This is a genomic window from Cryobacterium sp. TMB3-10, from assembly GCF_004402305.1.
GTDB classification, from domain to species: domain Bacteria; phylum Actinomycetota; class Actinomycetes; order Actinomycetales; family Microbacteriaceae; genus Cryobacterium; species Cryobacterium zongtaii.
Window position 1 is genome coordinate 92957 of the sequence record NZ_SOGH01000015.1, and the last position, 20055, is coordinate 113011.

A 20055-nucleotide genomic window follows, 5' to 3' on the forward strand; every position below is an offset into this window, starting at 1 on the left:
GCTGAAAGAGTAGTTGCTAGCACTGGGACCAAAAGCACCGTCCATTGCCCCAGTCTTCAACTCCTAAGACGGTTCACAACCAACGGGTTACGAGAGGTCGTCAGATCGCAAAAACGGCTCACGGTTGACGCCCATCCGTCTGATCAGGGTATGGCCGTGCTCGGTCCGTTGAGTCGCTGGCTACCCAGTTGACGCTCGGACGACTACTGACCAGTCATCTGGGGCTGGTTCGGGTTCCTCACCGAGAGCCAGCCTGGCCGCCAGCGTCCCTTGGGCTCTCAGGTTTTGGGCAACCGAGCTCAGCTGGTGGAGAGCGGCCGCTCGTGAATCGTCCCATCCGCTTACAGAGAGAGTCTCGGGGACAGCGAGCTGTGCGCTTGTCGCAGCGCCCAGGACGCCGAGTGCCAGGTCATCGCTCATCGCCGCGATTGCATCGATAGGGTGCTCTAGGGCGAACATTCGCTCGGCGAGGGAGCGGGCTTCGCCCTCGTTGTTGGTTGCCGCGGCGCCTACAATCACGTCGTTCCAGTCAAGCCCCAGCGCTTCAATTGCATCCCTGTACCCGAGGAGGCGCTGCCTGGTCACGGGGAACCGCACGGCGTCGGGGTCGATGCCCGCAGCGAGCACTGTCTTTCGCGAGGAATCCAGGGGAAAGCTGAGGATTGCGGGGCGGTGGGCACCGGCGAAGGTCTTCATGCCCATTGCAAAGGCGGCCGCTCGGTTGTCGATGCTCACGAGCTTGAAGCCCGCGCGGGCAGGCCCACCATGGATGACCGCAGGCCGACCGCTTCCTGAAACTGCGTCGAGCACGGGGTCGTCGTCGGTCGTTGTCCATATTATGAATGCATCAACGGCGGCCTCGCTGACTCGGAGACTGTCTTCGGCGCCTCCGGCAGTGGGCACGATCAGCATTCCGTATCCTCGATCCGCACAGACCTCTGCGATGCCGGCCAGGAATGTGACGGCCTGAGGGTTGTCGAACGCGTAGGTGAGGTGCTCGCCCAGGATGACTCCAAGTGTGCGGGTACTGCCGTAGCGCAGGGACCGTGCCGCAGGATCAGGGCCCGCGTAACCCAACTCGGCGGCAGCCTGCAGCACCTTGTCCCGGCTCTCGGCCGAGACTCTGTCGGCGCGGTTGTACGTGTAGGAAACCGTCATCACCGACACTCCGGCTCGCGCGGCAACCTGGCTCATTGTGGGGCGACGCTGCGGGAGTGATTGCATAACCCCATTGTAACTGTGTAACGTCACACACATGTCTTCCGAAACGTTACCCGTGCGCAAACTGGTGTTCGCCGCGTATCTCGCTGCCGCTTCCTTCGGCTCTTTCTGGGGTGCGTGGGGAGCGAGCGTCCCTCGCCTTCGGATGCAAGCGGATGTCGACGATGGCCAATTGGGCCTCGCTCTTCTTTTCATTGGTGCTGGGGCCCTGCCTGCCATGTTGGTCACCGGGCGGGCGTTGGACAAGTGGGGGCTCCGCTTCGCGGTGGCGGCGATCGTCGCCCTCGGTTTGGCCGGGTTCGGTGTGTCGCTGACCGCACACGGGTTCGTTGCCCTCTGTGTTGGGCTCGCCGTGGTTGGCTTGGCTAGTGGGGCCACCGATGTCGCCATGAATTCGATCGCCGGCCGTGCAGAGCAAGCATCGGGGAGCGCAATCATCATGCGTTCAGGAGGTGTGTTCTCGAGCTTCGTCGTTCTGGCAAGTATCGCGACAGGACTCTCCTCTTGGATCGGCGCACCAGTATTCACCCCCTTCCTGGTCGTGGCTGTCTTGTCACTTGTAGCCAGCGCGAGCGTTCTGCGCTCTCTCTCAATTCAAGGCGCCGCTAACCCGACTCGCAAAGCCGCGTGGGCGCCTGGACCTAATTCCGGCCGCGGCCTACGCCTGCGCAACACGCCGCTCTTGCTTGTCGGCGTGTTGGGCGCGCTCGCGTTCGCGAGTGAGAACGCCCACCAGAGCTGGGGTGCGGTCTTCCTCGAGGACCAACTCAGCGCCGGCCCCGGGTTCAGCGCCGTCGGGCCAGCCGTCTTCGCCGGTGTCGTCGCCGTCACTCGGTTTGCCCTGGGGCGCATCCAACAGGGCAACGAGAGACCCATAGTGATTTTGGGATCCCTTGCAGCGGCCACCGGTGCGCTGATCCTCGCTGCGTCCCCGACCGTTCCGATCGCCATCCTCGGGCTGATCGTGGCCGCGGCCGGCACAGCGGCACTGTACCCAACGATGCTCAGCCTCGTGTCCCGGGGGGTGGATGAGGCGTATCGCGGCAGAGCCACCGCCATTGTGACCACGGTTTCCTACATCGGATTTCTCCTCGGACCGGTCTACGTCGGCGTTTGGTCACAAGCGACGGGTTTGCGCGGCGCTATGGTCGCAGTCGCCGCACTCGGCGTCGTCCTGTCAGCCCTGTCCTTACCCCTGCTCCACCTGTCCGGGTACGCCCGTCGGAAGAAACTCAGAGTGCGGCTCAGGAACTAGGCCAGAGGGGCGGGCTCGCAGTGAAGCCTCCCGCAGTGGCGACGCGTCGAAACGCGTGGCCGTCTCCGCTATCCCTCGCTCGGTGCATTCCACGCTAACTGGGAGTTCCCCCGCTGCGGCGTCGGCCAGATCCAAAAGTCCTGTTTTCACGAATGCATGAAGCATCTGGACTTTAACGGTAAGTGTCTCGAAACCTACTCGTCGCTTAACCCATGTGTTAAGCGACACGTAGGGCCCCGTGGACTTCGGTCTCATGAAGGTCGGGTTCTGCCGAGCGACATATGAGTGCCCGTCTACATGTTGCGTACGCGGAACCGGGCCCACGAATCGGGTGCGAAGCCGGGCCGGCCTGGTACGTCCTGATGATCCAGCGTCCATCCCTCATCTAACTCGGAAGCGATAGCCCGCCAGAATGCGGCGGCAGGAAAGTTCACGTCCTGAAACGCGACGGCCCATCGCCCGGGATACTGACTGACAATTGCCCGCACGGCAGTTCGCCCGTGACCAGCTCTGCGCGCGCCGTGGACGAGGAAGAAGCTGCTCAGAATCCTTTCCGTGGATTCGGTGCCGCGCACGATAGCCAGGCCGATAGGCGCGCCACCCAGCCTGAGGACGAAGCCGGCCCATTCCGGATTGCTGAGGGCGGCATCGAGCCGCTCTTGTCGAAAGCGGCCGTCATTGTTCGGGAGCACTCCGGAGTGGGCGGACATTTCGTGCCGGAACATGGTCCAAAGTCGTTCGAGAGTGGGCCGATCGCCCTCGTGCGCCAGAGACACGGTGGCAGGGCCTGGCTGAGAAGTGGTCATACTAAAAAACCTCCACCTGGCGGGGCGGAGGATTCGGTACTGGGTAATTCTATCGCGCTTCGACTAAGTGCCTGTGCGGCCTCACGTTGGGTCTCACCCGCAGGAGCGTCTCGTAACCTGAGTGCTTCAAAACCCATGAGTACTGAGACGGCCGGCACCACCCCTTCTGGCGACTGCAACGTCGGGGCTGCGGCCCGAAACACTGCCGACCCACTGTGCTGATAGCCTCGCCCCACCTGACGGATGGAGAGCACCTAATGCAAACGAGCACTTTTCTCCTTTTCATGGCAGCCTGCCTACCCTTAGTCCTGGCGCCTGGCCCCTCTGTCGCGTTCATCCTGACCACCACGCTGAGCTCGGGGCGTCGAGCGGGACTGAGCGGAGTCGCGGGTGTCGAGCTGGGATACGTCGCGCACGTCTTGGCAGCGGTCATCGGCATCTCCGCGGTTATCGCCGCCAGCGCGACGGCTTTCACCGTTGTCAAGGTCGTGGGGGCGGCCTATTTGATCTGGTTGGGCATTCAAGCATGGCGCTCTCGCACTAACACGTTGCTCGCGGACCTCGCGGCCGCCGGTGGAAGGGTCCAACCCGCGAAGGCCTTCCAACGCGGCCTGCTCGTCGGGGTGCTCAATCCCAAAACAGCTGTGTTCTTCCTTTCGTTCTTGCCACCGTTCGTGCAGGAAGGTGCCGGCCCAGCCTGGGTGCAGATGAGCGTCCTCGGATTAATCTTCATCGCAATGGCATCGCTCCCAGACCTGATCTGGGCTCTAACCGGCAGCGGAGTCCGACGTCTCCAACCTGGCATCAAAATGAAGACCATGGAGCGCTTTTCTGGAACTGTCTTATTCGGGCTAGCGGCATATTCGCTCACTGCGCGCCGCGCCTAAAGCCACGAGCCGGCCGCTTCTCCTGGGCCTTGACCAAACCGCGGCCCCGGCGAGCTGTGCAAACGAGTATCAAGATTCGTGCAGCCGTGCACGGAAAACGACACTGGTCGAAGCGATCCAACATGGTGTGTGTCTCGTAACCTAGCTGCCTCATATCCCATTGGTAACGAGGCTAGGCATCGCCTGTTCTGCCACCCGGGGGCCTGGATAGTGGCGCGACCTAACTTCTGCCGCACAGGGAGAATTTTTGGGGATCAATCAGGTGTTCGTGCTGCCATGATGAGGTCATGGAGAAGCAGCTCTGGAACAGACGCACAGCCTTTTTTCTGATCGCGACCGCCTCATTCGCACTATTGTCCGGCTGTAGCGCCCAGGCGAGCGCCAACGTGACGGCGTTCGATCGACCCCAGGCCGAGACGGACAAGCTCCCTGCCGGCCCTGCAGCCACGATCCCGGGCTCCTCTCGCCTTTTGTTTGAAGAGGAGAGCGCTCGGTACTTCGCTTCCGAATCACCTGTGGATGGAGAAGTTTGTTTGACCATCCACGTCTCTGATGAAGCTTGGGTGCAAAGTTGTTCCACCTCGCTACCAATTACCCTTTTTGTGGATGGCGGCCGTGAAGCTCAGTTGAATGCCGAGTCAGACTTTCCGTCGTCAGACGAGTGGGACCAGGTAGCAGACAACCTCGCACTGAAGAAGTAGGGCTCCACAGTCGCCCCTTGCCGACCAGAAGGTAGTCGAGACACGTCTCGAATACGCAGGGGCGGATGACTTGGCGGAAGTCGGATGGATGCCTGGCAGACCGGCTATTCGCAGCGGGGACCTGGGCGCCAAGAATGCGAGAGGATCCCAACCGCGCGGCGATGATCCTTGATGTAGCCGGGAACGTGAACGCTTCCTCCGCATCGTGTATCAACCACGCAATGAAGAGCGATGCTGCGGAGGTTCGCATGCCAACGGGTGTTCTCTTCACGGGGGAATCGTACTGCGCAACAGGAACAACCCGAGGATGAACGACTCTGGCGGTCCGAGCCAATCAGCGAGGGTTCAGACGGTTTCTGGTGCCGCACATCCCATGCGATACGAGACGAGTTCGCTCGCAAAATTCAGAGAGCGGTGACTACACGCTTACGAGGTCGATCTCAATCGGCTCATCAGCATTGGGATTACTTCCGAGCAGTCGGACAAGCCCAGTCGTTCGCGGGCTCTCGAATGATCGCTCAGGCTCGTCGTCCAACTCGGCGAAAAGTTCGAACCGGCGTCCGCGCGCTTGTTCATCGACCCAACGAAGGACCTCTGCGATGTCTTCAGCCTCAGTGAGCACGTATGCGTCCAAGTTCCAGGCAAATCCGGGTGACGGAAGTCCCGCCACCAGAAGCCGAAGCGTCTCGCAACCTATGAGATACAAGACGCTGACTATCCCTCCGAGCCAACGCGGAGAACCAGGTCGGTGTGCCAAAGAGCGACCACAGAACGCAACCACAAAGCGCCAACAGTCACACGTCACCCCGGGCGTTTTGCACGCCCGGGGGAGTGTCCGGTGAACGATCCCCTATCGGGACTGGCCGGCGTCGCGGTTCACGCGCCCTCAGACATCTCCGCGGACGTTCCAAAGGCGAGTCCGGGTGCGCAGTCTGTTGGCCGCAGTCCTGCCGATTATGGCAATTCCGAGCATGACGATCGCAGCTCCGAGTGCCCATGGAGTTGTGGCGAGCGGTTCGCCCTGATCAGCGATAGCCCCCATCCCGAGATTCACGCCAAGGTGGACGACGACCGCTGGAAGCATGCGCTGCCAAAGACCGCCCGTGAAAATTGTGGTGATTGTGAGACTCATCAGCATCGCAGTGATGGCGAACGTCAACAGAGGCATGACGCCGAGTGACCAGTAGCCGAGGTGTGTCGCTCCGAAGAGAAAACCGGCTATCGCGGAAACCACTACGGGGCGGGCGAGCTGCTCACCGACCCGTTGCACAACGCCTCGCCACCCAAGTTCCTCGCACAGCGTGCCGAATGCTTGAACGGCGACGAATACGGCAACAGGCGCCCCCACATCAGCCGGTGGCCACGAGAGGGAGCGTCCAGTCAGGAGGGCCATCGTGACAACGAAACCGAGGACCGCAACCAGTGCAATCACGGTCGAGACGATCACCCGAGTTGCAGCAACTTGGGGCCACCATGCGGGTGCCCATTCTGGACGAATGACGACCACGAGCGCGGCGAGAGCTGGAGCCACCATAACGAGAGACAACAGCTGAAACGGTACCCCGAGCAGTGACTGTGCAAATGGGGCGAGACTCGCTCCCAAAGCCAGCAGGAGTGCCCACACCGCGAGCACTAGACCAGGCCGCCCCCTGCAGTTGGTCACATCAGGGGAGTGGCTCAACTCGGTCTGCACAGCGTCAGACTAGCGCCCGCGGCGCTCTTCGAAGGTCCCCCTTGGCAGGCAGGCGCCCCCAGTTCGGGTAGCGACGTTGTTCCTGGCGCGCTCTTTAGTAAGGAGCCGCTGCAAATGGCCTGGGGAGTGACCGGTAGGTGATCCTCTATCAGACGCTGGTCGGGGAGCTGAGGTTCTTCCTCATCCGATAGTTGATCAGTTCAACCCCGCCCTTGATGGGTCGCTGCTCTCTTACAACGTCAAAGCCAAAGCGCTCGAAGAAGGGTCAAGCGGTAACACTGACGTCAGAGGTTAGCTCGGCCGTCTCGGCTGATCGCGCTTGCTGCTCAACAAAGCTGAGAAGCGTTCGTGCGATACCGCGGCGCAGGTGCCTGGGTGAGACAAATAGCATGTCGATATAGCCGCTTTGGTCAACGTCTGAGAAGCCGACGACCTCGGTACCTTGGATGGCCACGACAGTCCCACGTTCGCTCATTGCTTTGTCCCACCTGGTGAGGTCCCGCCGGCCCGGTTGTGCCCAAGCGTCGATCTGCTCTGCCGTGTAGTGAGCTCCGGCCGTCTGAGTGATCGCATCCGTGAAAACGGCGAGGGTGTCGGCCGCGTCTGATGGATCGTATGCACGAAGTGTGACGAGGGACGCGTCGGAACTGTTCACCCAGCCAACCTGCCATACCTGTCTTGGTAGAGGCTCCTCTGCCGGTCACTCATGGGCGAGGTGAGCGACCTGGTTCTGGCGTCCACGCCATGAGTGTTGCAGACAGCGATCAGCGGTGAAGGGCAAGCCAACGTCGCTGACCGCTGCCTAGAAAGGAGCGAAACTACTTCTCGTTTCTTTTGGGGCGCTCCTGCTTCTGGACGCGTTGTCCTTCTTGGAACATCGACATCAGACCCTTGCGCTGTCATATGCCGCGCATTGTTGACTCATGGAAGGAGGCTAACGGTCTTCATACCTGATGCGCACCAGATCGCGGACCGTGCGCGCGACCGATCGCCATCACCGGCCGGGCTCCATCCCTTGCGGCGGCACTTGGGGGAGAGGTTGAGAGGGCTCGTCATGAGGCTCATAGCGGGTTCACAAGTCCACCATTTACCCATCTAATTCTTCTCTATTTGACCCAAAACGATGGGCTACAATCGGAGGCAGCGAATCGCCTGGTTCCCTGTAAACATAAGGGAATCCGAGGGTTTTCGGAGACATTCGGTGGCGACTAAATTAAGGCCAGAACCTTCAGGGGGTCGCAGGTTCAAATCCTGTCAGCCCGACCAAAGGGCCGTTCGCGATACTCTTCACGGAATTGGCTAATCAACGTCGCTCTGGCCAATTAGACCCAAACATCACTGACTAAACGGACCGGCGGGCTGCACCATAGCGGTTACGAACTCGAAACCATCTTGAGTCGGCTGGGCGTTGACCAGCTCGGCTAGTCGTTGCGTTTTACGCACCGTTGTCACCTTCTCCCTTGGGCGCTTCGGGCGAGGCCTAACTGCGCTCTGACCTATGTTCGGTAGGTTGTCGTGCAGCGGGCCGACAATGCCTGCGACGCGGGTGATTTGGTGAACGACTCGCGCACGTCGCGCTGAGCTAGTCTTGAATCAACCTGCCCAAGATGCATCTACCCGGTAAGGGTGCGTCCAGCCCGTAGTTGGTGAGGGTGGCTGTCCCGTTCGAGCCGGGCCAGGCCCGGGAGTCTCACGGTTGCTACGGGCACAGTCGGAGACTCCACCATTTAGCGGCTGTGCTCGCGAAGACATGGTTACGCTGCACGTTCGGGCGCCCCACTGCCGTCACATCTCCGTGAAGGGGCGGGTGCCGGGGTGCAGCGCCAGCATCCTCTAGGGCGAAACCCCCGGGGAGTAAGGGTCGAGGGGCTCGCTAGAGCTGACCTAAGAGGTGTTGTCAGACGAGGCTCGGGTCCCCCTAATTTGGGATAGGGGTGGGCGTGCGGGGTGGATAAAGTTGGCTCGTTGAGCCGTGCTTCGGAGAGTTCTGACCTGCATTATCCATTGGAATTGAGAGCATGTTCCGTATCGGAAAAGCCGGTAGCGCGAGTGACTACAAGGTCGTTGATGACGAGCGGGGTGTGTGGATACAGTTTCTGGCCTCTCGGGGGCGATCTCCTGGCGGAGTGTTCAAGCTGGTTGTGGGGGAGACGGTTATTCCGTTTGAAACCGCTTGCGACTTCATCGAAGACGCGGACGGTGACGGGCACCTTTTGACTCGGTTCGACCTTTTCGGGCTCTCTCCGGCTGCAAGCGTGAGGGGTGTCGCGCCGAACATGATGATTTCTCCTGACGAGCTGCGGGAGTACATGCTTCTGGCCGTCGAGGCTCTTCTGGTTTTCGGAAGTTTCTACGACGGCGATTCCAAGCCGGAGGGCTGGGCCCGGGTTGAGCTTCACGCGGTCGTTTACACGCTCGCCAGCTTCGGGTCCAGATCCGGAGCGACGTCGAACTGATCGACATTTGATTGCATATCCGGAGTCTTCATGGCTCTAGCTTCACTAGAACCACTCGTGTCTTCTATCTGTTGAGTTCCAGCGACTGATGGCTGTTTATGGCGCCGTCGTGATGCGAACCAGACCGCAGACCGAGCGCGCGATCGAGCGCAGGCCGCCAAGCGTCAGCTGGCGCCCTGTCACTCGTTGGTTCTAGACCCGCGAAAACGATCGTGTCGGGTTGGATCCGAAGGCCGGCCAGACGATCCGTGGTTTGATGATGAATGATCGAAAATGCGAAAGAGTTTGCGGAATACGAGCTGACGGAGATCGAGCGGCTGGTTCTTCGCAATGGCTTGCTCCAGTGGGGCGGCCCCGCACTGTGTACCGAGGAATTAGCGATCGGGATGGGCTTCTTGTCCGTCTCGGACCTGTTCACAGAAGGGCGCCGGATAATGGGCGCCCTTGACGAATCGCGGCCGATGTCGCATCGCGACTGGGCGCGGACGTTGCTGGCGACAGAGATCGTCTTCATGAGCGATACCGTGGGTGCGGGCTTGGAGTGGGAAGTCGTCACCGGCATCTCGGATTCCGACACGTTCATCACTATCAGAAGACTTCAGGGGCACCTCATCGCCAGTCTGCTCATCGGAGGGTTTAGAACGCGTTGAGATTTACCGAATCGGGTTGACATAGCTAGTGGAAAACGGTTCGAAACAACCAGCCGATTGCACTTGCAATCTTTTTGCCCGCAAACGATCGTTTCTGAGCTGCGCCCCATCCGCCTGCTCGAGGGCAGCTCACAAAGGGTGTCAGAACTGCTGTTCACAAAAGTGCTCGGAATCAAGATCCGGGAAATGGTTTGGGAATGAGCAGGGGTTTTGGCAGCGTTTTTGAACGATGTGGATAGAGTTCAAGGCTCTCCGGCCGGTGAATTTGTCGCGGCGGCGACGCCGGGCCACCGCATGCCCGTTAGCCGATCCCTCAGCGGCACCCGGTCTTGAACCCTTCAGCAAATGCCCGTAAGACCACCTCCTTAAGGGCAGATGCGGGTTCGATCCCGGGCAGGGGCACCGAGCTCAGCGACTAGGTCCGGCTCAGCGCTTCCTCATCGGCGGCAACATTCTTCTGCACGGCGAACTGGGTCCGGTGCAATTCCTCGTACCGCCCACCGATAGCCAGCAGTTCCTCGTGGGTACCGCGCTCCACGATCGAGCCGTCCTCAACCACGAGGATCAGGTCCGCGCTGCGGATGGTGGAGAGGCGGTGTGCGATCACCATCGCCGTCCGTCCCTCGAGCGCCTCGCTGAGCGCCGCCTGCACGGCGGCCTCAGACGTCGAGTCCAGCGCCGCTGTCGCCTCGTCGAGGATGACGACGCGCGGCTGGGCGAGCAGGAGCCTCGCGATGGTCATCCGCTGGCGCTCACCTCCGGACAGCCGGTAGCCCCGCTCTCCGACCATGGTGTCCAGCTGGTCCGGCAGGGACCGGATGAGCGGCTCGAGCCGCGCACGGCGGACGGCGTCCCACACCTCGTCGTCGGACGCCTCCGGCCTCGCGAGGCGCAGGTTGGAGAGGATGGTCTCGTGGAACAGGTGGCCGTCCTGCGTCACCATGCCCAGGCTGTGCCGCATGGAGGCGAAAGTGACATCGCGGACATCTGTCCCCGCGAGGCGCACGGCGCCGCTGTCGACGTCATACAGGCGCGAGAGGAGCTGCGCAATTGTGGACTTGCCGGCACCAGACGTACCAACGAGGGCAACGGTCTGCCCCGGCTCGATCCTGAAGGACACGCCGTGCAGCACCTCCTCGCCGCCGCGGGTGTCCAGCGTTGCAACCTCCTCGAGAGAGGCGAGGGACACCTTGTCCGCGGACGGGTAGGCGAAGCGGACGTTGTCGAACTCGACGGACACCTGGCCTTCGGGGACGGCGACGGCGTCGGGCTTCTCCTTGATGAGTGGGTCGAGGTCCAGCACCTCGAAGACGCGCTCGAAGCTGACCACCGCGCTCATGATCTCCACCCGTGCGTTTGCGAGGCTGGTGAGCGGCGCGTAGAGGCGGGTGAGGAGGAGCGCCAGGGTGACCACGTCACCGGTATTCAGCTGGCCGGCGAGTGCGAGGGAGCCGCCGAGCCCATACACGAGCGCGAGGGCGAGAGCGGAGACGAGCATCAGTGCGGTGAAGAAGACGAACTGCAGCATCGCGGTCCGGACCCCGATGTCGCGGACACGGGCGGCGCGGACGCGAAACTCCTCGGCCTCCTCGTCGGGCCGGCCGAACAGCTTGACGAGGGTGGCACCGGGCGCCGAGAAGCGCTCGGTCATCTGCGTGCTCATGGCGGAATTGTGATCGGCGGCCTCGCGGCGCAGCGCGGCGAGGCGGCTGCCCATGCGGCGCGCGGGTACCAGGAAGATGGGGAGCATGATCACGGCGAGAACCGTCACGAGCCAGGACGTGCTGAGCATGACGATCAGGGTGAGGATCAGCGCCACGAGGTTCGTGACCACGCCGGACAGTGTGCCGCTGAAGGCCTGCTGAGCGCCGATCACATCGTTGTTGAGGCGGCTCACGAGGGCGCCCGTCCGCGTGCGGGTGAAGAACGCGATCGGCATCGTCTGCACGTGGTTGAAGACGGCAGTGCGGAGGTCCAGGATCACGCCTTCGCCGATCCGCGCCGAGTACCAGCGCGTCACGAGGGACACGGCGGCGTCGGCCACGGCCACGAGGGCGATGACGACGGCGAGCCAAACGATCGTGCTGACCGCACCCTGGGCGACGATGACGTCGACCACCTGGCCGGCGAGTACCGGCGTCGCGACCGCGAGGAAAGCTCCCACGGTGGAGAGGGTGATGAAGATCAGCAGCTTGGACCGGTAGGGCACCGCGAACGTCAAGATCCGCCGAACGGACTCACGGGAGAAGCCGTGCTTGCCGTCCCTGGCGGTAGAAATCTTGTACAGCGAGCTCCAGGCCGCGCCTTCCATGCTCATTGAGGTTCCTTCCGTGGGCAACAGTCCAGCTTAGATGGCGGCTTGCCCGAGCTCTGCGTGTTGGTGGGCGATGCCATCGCTGCGGGTGATGACCAGCCGGCGGGTGACGAACCAGCGCCTCGACCCAAGCCGGTCAACGTCACGATGCCGAAATTTTGTGAGCTAGGCTACAAAACAGCTTGATGTTAGCGCTCACTTTGGGTCTGAGAGCCCACCTGTGTTGCATCCAAGTCCCATAGCCGGGAAGGCATGCGTCAGAGTGGACAGCTGCGATCGAGAATAACTCAGCACATTGCAATGTGCCGCGCTCCATGTCATCGCCGAGGACGCGCTCATTCGCACGACGGCATTGGCCCGAGACGACCGTCCCGGCCAGCCATCCTTCCTAGTGATCACCAGGGGCTGAAACCAGTTCCTCACTCGGAGTGAATCATGGACAATGAAAAAAAGATCGACAGCAAATTCATATACTTCTTCGGATCGTTCGGAGGCATCCTTTTCGGCTACGACATCGGAGTCATGACTGGAGCTCTGCCGTTCCTGCAAAGTGACTGGGGCCTTGACGATGCCGCCATCATCGGTTGGGTAACCTCTGGCGTAATGTTCGGCGCCATCTTTGGTGGCGCTCTGGCCGGACAGCTTTCCGATCGATTCGGACGGCGCAAGATGATTCTCGCCGCAGCGGTTGTCTTCATGCTCGGATCCATTCTCTGCGGCCTAGCGCCGCCGGATGGTGTCACCTATCTGGTCATCGCCCGAATTTTCTTGGGCCTGGCGGTCGGCGCGGCCTCCGCATCGGTTCCCGCGTACATGTCCGAGCTTGCACCCGCGCGGCTGCGTGGACGCTTGTCCGGCCTGAATCAGACAATGATCGTCTCCGGCATGCTGATCTCATACATCTTGGATTTCTCCCTGAAGGATCTGCCCGAAGCGTGGGCGTGGCGAGTGATGCTGGCGACGGCCGCGGTGCCGGCTGTGATTCTGTACTTGGGCGTGTTGCGGTTGCCCGAATCGCCGCGGTTTCTGGTGAAAGTCGGCAAGGAAGACGAGGCAGCCACGGTGCTTCGCTACATTCGCCGCCCCGACGAGGTCGATGCCGAGCTCAGATCGATCAAGGAAACGGCTCAAGTCGAGAAGCGGACGGCAGGCAACACCTCACTGGCAACGTTGTTCGACAGCAAGTACCGGTATCTCGTCATTGCGGGGGTCGGTGTCGCCGCGTTCCAGCAGCTCCAAGGTGCCAACGCAATCTTCTATTACATCCCTTTGATCGTGGAAAAAGCCACCGGCAATTCGGCAAGTTCGGCGCTGCTGTGGCCCATCATCCAGGGCGTGATCCTCGTGCTCGGCTCCTTGCTGTTCCTGGTGATCGCGGACAAGTTCAACCGACGCCTGTTGCTGACCGTGGGCGGCACGATCATGGGTGTGTCCTTCCTTCTGCCCGCGATACTCAATACCGTGATGGAGGACGCGAACCCGATGATGATCGTGGTGTTCTTGAGCATCTACGTGGCCGCCTATTCGTTCACGTGGGCCCCACTCACCTGGGTGATCGTTGGAGAGATCTTCCCAATGGCGATTCGCGGCAGGGCCTCTGGTATCGCATCGTCCTTCAATTGGATCGGATCGTTCGCTGTCGGTCTCTTGTTCCCGATCATGACCGCATTGATGAGCCAGGACGCGGTGTTCGCGATCTTCGGTGCCATCTGCATTCTTGGTGTCATCTTCATCCGGACTCGTGTTCCCGAAACTCGTGGCCGCACGCTGGAGGACATCGAAACCAAAAGTGTTCCGACCCAGAATGTTTTCGCTTCTCAGGAGAGGAGCCGGTGAATCAGGTGACTCAGGTCAGCCGCGATTCGCGGTCGGCGGAGCCCGCGAGAGTGCGGTCACGCACGGCGCGGGCCTTCATACTGCATCCGCGTTCGCTCGCGCCGGATCGTTGCGGATCGGGGCGCGATCGAACATCTGCCACTCGTATTCGAAGAGGTAGTTGTGACTGTTGCCGCCCAGGTTCCATCGCTCGTTCGAGAACGACACCTTGATGAAGGATCGGTTGTCTCCCGGAGCTGGGATCTCAGGCGCCGTGTGGATCACGGACGAGTCCAGGCGCATGAGCACCCGGTCGCCGTAGGTCACCAGGCGGATGTCGTCGTTGCTGCGGACCTGCTCCTCGAATTGTTCGGTCGAGCGGACGTGGTCGTCGCTGATCTGCTCGAATGGCCCCTCGGCGAACACGGTTGGGAAACGGTCAGTCCAGACGTAGTTGATGTCGGATTTGCCGAACGCGTCGGAGTGCCAGCCGGGTCGGTTCAGCGGGTTGCCCGGGGTGGCCCACCCGCGGCGCGCGGTGAGATAGATGTAGTCCCACCGGTTGTTCCGCTCCTCCTCGATCGCGATCGCGCGTGCGATCATCTCCGATGCGAACCCTAGCCGGCGGGGAACGCGCAGGTCCCAGACCCCGTTCCCTTCCGGCATCCGGATCGGGAGATACATGTAGTGCATGTACTCCTCGAACTCCGGATCGAAAACCCCCACGATCTCAGGAGGGTGACCGTACACGTTCACAGGACGCCTCCGTGCTCACGTGGCGCTCGCACCCGTCCACCATTCGCCGTCCCACACTCAACCTTCCGGCCGGGTTCCTCGCTTCGTACGTACCAGCCAGCGCGAATCTCCATGCACCAAGACTGGCAGAGGCCGATGGAACCCCTCGGCCCGCGTTGGGAGAAGGCGCTGCTCACACTCGAACACTGATCGTCATGACGACGCGGCCTAGCTACCGTGGTCTGTGAGAAGGAAGTCACAAGTGCGCTTAATTCCCCCTCGACTATGTGCTGACGGTCAAGGGCCCCTCATCAGGGGTGGGGATCTCGAAGTTATCGAAGTAGGCGGCCGCCAAATGATCGGGCAGCTGAACGTCATTCGCTTCTTGTCCCGCGCGAGCACAGACACGAGCCAGGACCACACTTCGTGGCGTCGCGAGATAGAACGTCTCCGGCTCGACACCCAACGGACGGATGATGGCACGGTATTCCTCGCGCATGCGCCGCGACCAAAAGGAATAATCCAGCACCACATCTGAGCGGGTCATCACGAGGTCGAGAAGCTTCTGCACCAGGTGGCTTTCGATCTCGCGCCTAACATCCTCGGCCAAGGGTTGGGAACGAATTCCCAGGCGCCAAGCCTCCTCGTCGAAGGACAGCCGTGACATGCCGCCGGACTCTAGTTGGCGAGCAACCGTGGACTTGCCCGACCCAGCCGGGCCACACATGAAGATGACACGGGTCATGCCGTCGATCCTATGTCGTCCACCCCACTCCTCAGAGGCGCAATACGTCCGAGCGCCTAGGCGAGCCAGTGCCGCGGCCGATTGAGGACAGCCGGCAGGACGGTAGTGTCGTCGCCCTGAGCTGCATCGACTTGTAATTGTGTGAGAAACAGAGCACTCGATAGGTCCGCACCCTCGAGCCGCGCGTCGCGCAAATCCGCACCGAGCAAGTCGACCCCCGCCAGATCGCCTCGTCGAAGATCCGCGGCGATGAGGTAGGCGCCGCGGAGATCAGCTCCGCACAGACGAATCGATCGCAAGTCGCGGCCGACCAGGTCCGCTGACGGATGCAGGTCGTCGCTCACGTCGGCTTCGGCACCGGCGGCATAGCCGCCGCGCGCCTCCTCGCTCACATCGATCAACGCTTGCCGGACCTCTAAGCGAATCCGATCGACATCAGTCGCGAGTATCTCTGACGCATCGCCGTCCAGGGCTCGCAGGATTTCGCGTCGAAGTTGGGCCACCGGCCCTGAGAGCTCCGAGGCGGTTGCCCGTTCGGCGGCTTCGGCGAGGTACCAGAGCATCTCGTGCAGCTGCCGGACGACGGCAAAAGTACTGAACATCTCGGCGCTCGTGTCGGGGCGTTCCCTCCAGCTTGTTCCGCCAAACAGTTTCTGCGACACGTATTGGCCCGCACCGAAGCAATCGAATACGGTGCACCCGCGAAAGCCCCGTGCTCGCAAGGAGTGGTGGATGGAGCAGGAAAAATCGTCTGCCAAATTCAGGCACGGGGTTCCCGCCGGCTTGTTGATCGGAAAGTCGGCGGACCTTTGAAAGCCGAAAGCTGTGCAGCAAAGTGCGAAGCAGTCAGCGCAGTTCGCGCGGAGGGTTGAGCGGTCGTCAGTGCTCGCGTCGGAAGAGTCGGTGGACGTCATGAGTGAACGGTCTTTCTAAGGTGGTTTCGAGAGGGGGCCAGGGTGCAGGGGAACTCCGCAAGGAGCTCCCCTTCCGGGCGCACGAAATCACCGTCCCTCGTTCGAGGAGCGAACTGGTGTCGCTGAAAGGTCTCTGGGTCACAGAGAGAAAGAAAGTATCACTGAGGACAGGCTAACGCGTTGCGCCCTTGGCGGAGACGCGGACGCCGGTATGCCGATCGTCCATGACGGGCTGCTGCATCGAATGGGGACATATGACAAGCCCGCTTGACACAAACCAGATAGTAAAGCACGCTTGTCATATGGAATCCCAGGTAAGAGCAAGGCGTCAAGCCGCTGGCCTCTCCCAGGCCGCCCTTGGCGAAGCCTTGGGGGTTTCTCGTCAGACCATCAACGCCATCGAAACAGGGCGTTACGATCCGTCGCTAAGTCTTGCCGTTCGCGTAGCCCGTTTCTTCGAGTCCACCGTTGAGGAAGTGTTCCACATTGAATCCCACTAAGCGCTTGCCCATCTCGACCGTCAATATCGCCTTGGCCGGCACGCTCTTCGCGGGGGCGATCGCGACCGCTCTCACACACAACTGGTTCGCCGCGTTTGTCTTCGTCGCCGGCGGCGCCGCGGGCCTCGGTGCTGCGCTTTACGCGCGCCGCCCGGAGTCTCGCGACATCACCCGGCTGAACGCCATCGAGTACCGAGACGAACGAGACCGCCTCCTGGCCAAGCAGGGGTTTGCCGCTGTCGGTGCCGCTGCCTTGATCCTCTCCTTCCTTGAGTTTGTGCTGGCCCTGGTTTTCAACCAGCTGGTTGCACTGGCCGCCGCACAGGTGGTCGCCTTGTGCATCGTGTGGGGCATGGCCAACTCGATCGCCGTGCGGCGCAGTTAGACGCTGCCGAGGCGGTCAAGTCGGCACGCAGCGGGTCCTTAGACCCTCTCGCCACGGCGAATTCTCGTGAAAGAGTGCAGTTGCAACTCTTTACCGTCTGACCGCAGGCGTATCTGCGAGAGGGAATCCATGGCCGTCCCGAGCTCCAAGACAGACCTTGTGGCCGCGATCGGCACCACGTTGGCCCAGCTCGAAGCCGATCTCGATCGGATCCCACCGTCGCTCGTCTACGACCAGGTCCTTCCGGGGCATGCGAAAAACACCATGATGAGTCCTGCTGAACTGGTTTCCTACCTGATCGGCTGGAACGAGCAGGTCGCCACCTGGCACGCACGCCGCGCAGCCGGGCTACCCGATGAGCTGCCCGCCGCCGGCCTTAAATGGAACCAGCTTGGCTTGCTCGCCCAGCGCTACTACGACGCCTACCGCGACGAAACGTGGGACGAGCTCAGGGCCCACCTAGTCGGTGCCAAGGACAATCTCCTGGCACTCATCGAGGACTACACCGACGCCGAGCTGTACGGGCGCCCGTGGTACGGCAAATGGACCATGGGACGCATGATTTCGCTGAACTCATCCTCGCCCTACGTGAACGCCCGCGGACGCCTTCGTGCTTGGCTCCGGGCTGCACCCCTCACGCCCCCGAGCTAGGCGCCGGGCTCCTGCTTGGGCCGTTGAAACGCTTGTCCCAAGTCACAATGCACCAGCTCGGCATCAAATCCGGGGAGCGATACTACTGTGGCCGTATGTCTACAATCGATCCGCTGCCCGACCACCCCGCTCCGGATAACCCGTCCGGGAAGCTGATTCTCTTGCGCCACGGGGAGACGGAGTGGTCGAAGAGTGGCAAACACACTGGGCTCACGGATGTTCCGCTCACGGCCCGGGGAGAGGAACTTGCCCGCGGCGCGGGCAGGTTGGTGGCCGACTACGATTTCTCGCTCGTGCTGACGTCGCCGCTGCAGCGTGCGCGACGCACTGCCGAGCTCGCGGGCCTGCATGCCGATGTCGATCCGCTACTCGTCGAATGGGACTACGGCGGGTACGAGGGGCGCACGACGCGCGACATCCGCAGCGAGCTCGGCTACAACTGGAGCGCATTCACCCACGGCGTGATTCGTGGTGACACGCCCGGTGAGACGGTCGAGGAGGTCGCCGCCCGCGCATCGCGGGTGCTCACGCGGGTACTGCCTGCGATGGTGGAGGGAGATGTCGCCCTGATCGCGCACGGCCATTTCCTGCGCATCCTGACCGCCGTGTACCTGAGATTGGCCCCTCGATTCGGTGCTCAAATCACGCTGGATGCTGGATCGGTCTCCGTGCTCAGCTACTACCGCGAGCAGCCGGCCATCTTGTCGTGGAACTACGGAGCCGAACTGCCCATGGAGCCATCGGAGTCCTAGCACGTTCCACCGAATCCACTGGTTGGGAACCGGTTTCCCGTTTGGGGGGCATGTTCGCCATACTTGCCAGATGGATTCTGTGAACGAGTGGCTGCTGACCTGGGGCGACAACCTGTGGACCTGGATCGTGTTGCCGGTCGTGGTGGGCCTGGGGATCTACTTCACCGTCCGCTCAGGGGTGGTGCAGTTCCGGCTCATTCCGGACATGTTCCGGACGCTGACCGATAAGACGCCCCAGACGGCGGCGGGTGAGCCGCAGTCGATCTCGGCATTCCAGGCCTTCACAATCTCGGCGGCGTCGCGAGTGGGGGTCGGCAATATCGCCGGTGTCGGCACGGCGATCGCGGTCGGAGGACCCGGGGCGGTGTTCTGGATGTGGATGATGGCGTTCGTTGGGGGAGCGTCGAGCTTCATCGAGTCCTCGCTGGCACAACTCTTCAAGGTGCGGGACGCCGAGGGCTTTCGCGGTGGGCCCGCCTATTACATGGAACGTGGACTCAAGGCCCGCTGGCTGGGCGTGTGGTTCGCGGTCATCCTCATCGTCTGTTTCCCATTCGCGTTCAGCTCGTTGCAGGCCAACACGATCTCGGCGACGGTGACCGCGAGCATCGGCGGGGATGTGCCCTGGCTGCCGTGGGCGATCGGCGTGGGGATCGCGGTACTGACCGGCCTCGTCGTCTTCGGTGGAGTCAGGCGGATCGCCCACGTCACCCAGGTGCTCGTGCCCATCATGGCGCTCGCGTATCTGCTGCTCGGGCTCGTGGTGGTGGCTCTGCATCTCGACCGAGTCGGCCCGGTCTTCGCCGAGATCTTCACGTCGGCGTGGGGGTTCAACGAGGTCGTCGGTGCCGCGTTCGGGTACATCATCCTCACCGGTGTCAAGCGCGGCATGTTTTCCAACGAGGCGGGCCTGGGGTCTGCGCCGAACGCGGCGGCGAGTGCCGCGGTCACCCATCCTGTGAAGCAGGGACTCGTGCAGACCCTCGGGGTCTACTTCGATACCTTCCTGGTGTGCTCCATCACGGCGTTCATCATCCTCGTGTCGGTACCCGACCTGGCGGGAGCAGAACGAGGGATCGGTCTCACTCAGGGCGCGCTGGTGGGCACTCTGGGCGCGTGGTCGAACATCGCGCTGAGTGTGATCATCTTCATGCTGGCGTTCTCCTCGATCCTCGGCAATTACTACTACGGCCAGTCGAACATCCAATTCATCACCAAGCGGCGCGGGGTGCTCACCGCGTACCGGGTGCTCGTCGTGGGCGCGGTGCTCGTGGGATCGGTATCGGGCGCCGACCTGATCTGGAACTTCGCGGACGGCGTCATGGGACTCATGGCACTCACGAATCTCATCGCCATCGGCCTGCTCTCCGGCATCGCGTTCCGGTTGCTCAAGGACTACACCCGCCAACGACGAGAAGGCCGCGACCCGGTGTTCACCCGCGCGCTCTTTCCCGACGTGGCCGGCATCGAATGCTGGGAGGACGAGTTCAGCGTCACCGGTCCGATCCGCGTGTACCCGACCGGCGGCCAGACCACCAAGCGCCGCGACGGCATCCGCACGCCGCGATAGAGCCT

19 protein-coding genes are annotated in these 20055 nt (G+C 62.1%); 11 read left to right on the top strand and 8 right to left on the bottom strand.

All coding sequences use genetic code 11. From position 1 onward, the window contains the following. Positions 1-180: 180 nt before the first annotated feature. Entirely contained in the window at positions 181-1257 is a 1077-nt protein-coding gene (locus E3T22_RS06465) for a substrate-binding domain-containing protein (protein WP_370291456.1), read from the bottom strand. On the opposite strand from E3T22_RS06465, the gene E3T22_RS06470 reads away from it, so the two are divergent. Beyond that, a complete protein-coding gene (locus tag E3T22_RS06470) occupies positions 1256-2476 on the top strand; it encodes an MFS transporter (RefSeq protein ID WP_134480559.1) in 1221 nt (406 codons plus the stop codon). The genes E3T22_RS06465 and E3T22_RS06470 overlap by 2 nt on opposite strands. Before the next feature lie 293 nt (positions 2477-2769). Here the strand turns inward: E3T22_RS06470 and E3T22_RS06475 are convergent, their stop codons facing one another. Beyond that, positions 2770-3282, bottom strand: coding sequence for a GNAT family N-acetyltransferase (locus tag E3T22_RS06475; RefSeq protein WP_134480560.1), 513 nt, complete (start codon positions 3280-3282; stop codon positions 2770-2772). Positions 3283-3539: 257 nt separating this feature from the next. Between E3T22_RS06475 and E3T22_RS06480 the strand changes: the two genes are divergently transcribed. Both E3T22_RS06480 and E3T22_RS06485 read left to right on the top strand, forming a co-directional pair. Continuing rightward, positions 3540-4169: a LysE family translocator gene (locus E3T22_RS06480; RefSeq protein WP_134480561.1), complete on the top strand. Its 630-nt coding sequence runs from the start codon at positions 3540-3542 to the stop codon at positions 4167-4169. A 287-nt stretch (positions 4170-4456) separates the two neighbouring features. Next, entirely contained in the window at positions 4457-4870 is a 414-nt protein-coding gene (locus E3T22_RS06485; protein ID WP_134480562.1) for a hypothetical protein, read from the top strand. Between the two features lie 886 nt (positions 4871-5756). Here the strand turns inward: E3T22_RS06485 and E3T22_RS06490 are convergent. After that, complete coding sequence (locus E3T22_RS06490; protein ID WP_134480563.1) at positions 5757-6404, bottom strand: CPBP family intramembrane glutamic endopeptidase; 648 nt, start codon at positions 6402-6404, stop codon at positions 5757-5759. A 424-nt stretch (positions 6405-6828) separates the two neighbouring features. Continuing rightward, a complete protein-coding gene (locus E3T22_RS06495; protein ID WP_241983613.1) occupies positions 6829-7218 on the bottom strand; it encodes a GNAT family N-acetyltransferase in 390 nt (129 codons plus the stop codon). Between the two features lie 1363 nt (positions 7219-8581). On the opposite strand from E3T22_RS06495, the gene E3T22_RS06500 reads away from it, so the two are divergent. Both E3T22_RS06500 and E3T22_RS06505 read left to right on the top strand, forming a co-directional pair. After that, positions 8582-9019, top strand: a complete 438-nt coding sequence (locus E3T22_RS06500) for a hypothetical protein (protein WP_134480564.1) — start codon at positions 8582-8584, stop codon at positions 9017-9019. A 263-nt stretch (positions 9020-9282) separates the two neighbouring features. Next, the gene (locus E3T22_RS06505; protein ID WP_134480565.1) at positions 9283-9669 is read left to right on the top strand and encodes a hypothetical protein; all 387 of its coding nucleotides are present in this window, start codon (positions 9283-9285) and stop codon (positions 9667-9669) included. A 415-nt stretch (positions 9670-10084) separates the two neighbouring features. Here E3T22_RS06505 and E3T22_RS06510 read toward each other — a convergent pair whose 3' ends face one another. After that, positions 10085-11986: an ABC transporter ATP-binding protein gene (locus E3T22_RS06510; RefSeq protein WP_134480566.1), complete on the bottom strand. Its 1902-nt coding sequence runs from the start codon at positions 11984-11986 to the stop codon at positions 10085-10087. A 432-nt stretch (positions 11987-12418) separates the two neighbouring features. Here E3T22_RS06510 and E3T22_RS06515 point away from each other — a divergent pair, with 432 nt between their 5' ends. Further along, complete coding sequence (locus E3T22_RS06515) at positions 12419-13819, top strand: sugar porter family MFS transporter (protein ID WP_134480567.1); 1401 nt, start codon at positions 12419-12421, stop codon at positions 13817-13819. A 75-nt stretch (positions 13820-13894) separates the two neighbouring features. On the opposite strand, the gene E3T22_RS06520 is transcribed toward E3T22_RS06515, so the two are convergent. The 3 genes from E3T22_RS06520 to E3T22_RS06530 all read right to left on the bottom strand — a co-directional run bounded on the left by E3T22_RS06520 (position 13895) and on the right by E3T22_RS06530 (position 16192). Continuing rightward, positions 13895-14524 (bottom strand): hypothetical protein, encoded by a 630-nt coding sequence (locus tag E3T22_RS06520; RefSeq protein ID WP_134480568.1) that lies wholly within the window; start codon positions 14522-14524, stop codon positions 13895-13897. Positions 14525-14816: 292 nt separating this feature from the next. After that, positions 14817-15278 (bottom strand): ATP-binding protein, encoded by a 462-nt coding sequence (locus E3T22_RS06525; RefSeq protein WP_198415012.1) that lies wholly within the window; start codon positions 15276-15278, stop codon positions 14817-14819. A 56-nt stretch (positions 15279-15334) separates the two neighbouring features. Beyond that, positions 15335-16192, bottom strand: a complete 858-nt coding sequence (locus E3T22_RS06530) for a pentapeptide repeat-containing protein (protein WP_134408561.1) — start codon at positions 16190-16192, stop codon at positions 15335-15337. Between the two features lie 302 nt (positions 16193-16494). On the opposite strand from E3T22_RS06530, the gene E3T22_RS06535 reads away from it, so the two are divergent. From E3T22_RS06535 to E3T22_RS06555, 5 genes are all read left to right on the top strand, one after another. After that, complete coding sequence (locus E3T22_RS06535; RefSeq protein ID WP_088457937.1) at positions 16495-16692, top strand: helix-turn-helix transcriptional regulator; 198 nt, start codon at positions 16495-16497, stop codon at positions 16690-16692. 4 nt (positions 16693-16696) lie between these two features. Next, positions 16697-17077, top strand: coding sequence for a hypothetical protein (locus E3T22_RS06540; protein ID WP_134408562.1), 381 nt, complete (start codon positions 16697-16699; stop codon positions 17075-17077). Positions 17078-17206: 129 nt separating this feature from the next. Continuing rightward, the gene (locus E3T22_RS06545; RefSeq protein WP_134480569.1) at positions 17207-17728 is read left to right on the top strand and encodes a ClbS/DfsB family four-helix bundle protein; all 522 of its coding nucleotides are present in this window, start codon (positions 17207-17209) and stop codon (positions 17726-17728) included. Between the two features lie 95 nt (positions 17729-17823). Further along, positions 17824-18480 (top strand): histidine phosphatase family protein, encoded by a 657-nt coding sequence (locus tag E3T22_RS06550; RefSeq protein WP_103479024.1) that lies wholly within the window; start codon positions 17824-17826, stop codon positions 18478-18480. 70 nt (positions 18481-18550) lie between these two features. After that, positions 18551-20050 (top strand): sodium:alanine symporter family protein, encoded by a 1500-nt coding sequence (locus tag E3T22_RS06555; protein ID WP_103432370.1) that lies wholly within the window; start codon positions 18551-18553, stop codon positions 20048-20050. Positions 20051-20055: the final 5 nt, after the last annotated feature.

Excerpts from the sequence above, each read along its gene's own strand:
- E3T22_RS06470 (WP_134480559.1), top strand. The coding sequence starts at position 1,256 with ATGTCTTCCGAAACGTTACCCGTGCGCAAACTGGTGTTCGCCGCGTAT.
- E3T22_RS06465 (WP_370291456.1), bottom strand. The coding sequence starts at position 1,257 with ATGTGTGTGACGTTACACAGTTACAATGGGGTTATGCAATCACTCCCG.
- E3T22_RS06475 (WP_134480560.1), bottom strand. The coding sequence starts at position 3,282 with ATGACCACTTCTCAGCCAGGCCCTGCCACCGTGTCTCTGGCGCACGAG.
- E3T22_RS06480 (WP_134480561.1), top strand. The coding sequence starts at position 3,540 with ATGCAAACGAGCACTTTTCTCCTTTTCATGGCAGCCTGCCTACCCTTA.
- E3T22_RS06485 (WP_134480562.1), top strand. The coding sequence starts at position 4,457 with ATGGAGAAGCAGCTCTGGAACAGACGCACAGCCTTTTTTCTGATCGCG.
- E3T22_RS06490 (WP_134480563.1), bottom strand. The coding sequence starts at position 6,404 with ATGGTGGCTCCAGCTCTCGCCGCGCTCGTGGTCGTCATTCGTCCAGAA.
- E3T22_RS06500 (WP_134480564.1), top strand. The coding sequence starts at position 8,582 with ATGTTCCGTATCGGAAAAGCCGGTAGCGCGAGTGACTACAAGGTCGTT.
- E3T22_RS06505 (WP_134480565.1), top strand. The coding sequence starts at position 9,283 with ATGATCGAAAATGCGAAAGAGTTTGCGGAATACGAGCTGACGGAGATC.
- E3T22_RS06510 (WP_134480566.1), bottom strand. The coding sequence starts at position 11,986 with ATGAGCATGGAAGGCGCGGCCTGGAGCTCGCTGTACAAGATTTCTACC.
- E3T22_RS06515 (WP_134480567.1), top strand. The coding sequence starts at position 12,419 with ATGGACAATGAAAAAAAGATCGACAGCAAATTCATATACTTCTTCGGA.
- E3T22_RS06525 (WP_198415012.1), bottom strand. The coding sequence starts at position 15,278 with ATGACCCGTGTCATCTTCATGTGTGGCCCGGCTGGGTCGGGCAAGTCC.
- E3T22_RS06530 (WP_134408561.1), bottom strand. The coding sequence starts at position 16,192 with ATGACGTCCACCGACTCTTCCGACGCGAGCACTGACGACCGCTCAACC.
- E3T22_RS06535 (WP_088457937.1), top strand. The coding sequence starts at position 16,495 with ATGGAATCCCAGGTAAGAGCAAGGCGTCAAGCCGCTGGCCTCTCCCAG.
- E3T22_RS06545 (WP_134480569.1), top strand. The coding sequence starts at position 17,207 with ATGGCCGTCCCGAGCTCCAAGACAGACCTTGTGGCCGCGATCGGCACC.
- E3T22_RS06550 (WP_103479024.1), top strand. The coding sequence starts at position 17,824 with ATGTCTACAATCGATCCGCTGCCCGACCACCCCGCTCCGGATAACCCG.
- E3T22_RS06555 (WP_103432370.1), top strand. The coding sequence starts at position 18,551 with ATGGATTCTGTGAACGAGTGGCTGCTGACCTGGGGCGACAACCTGTGG.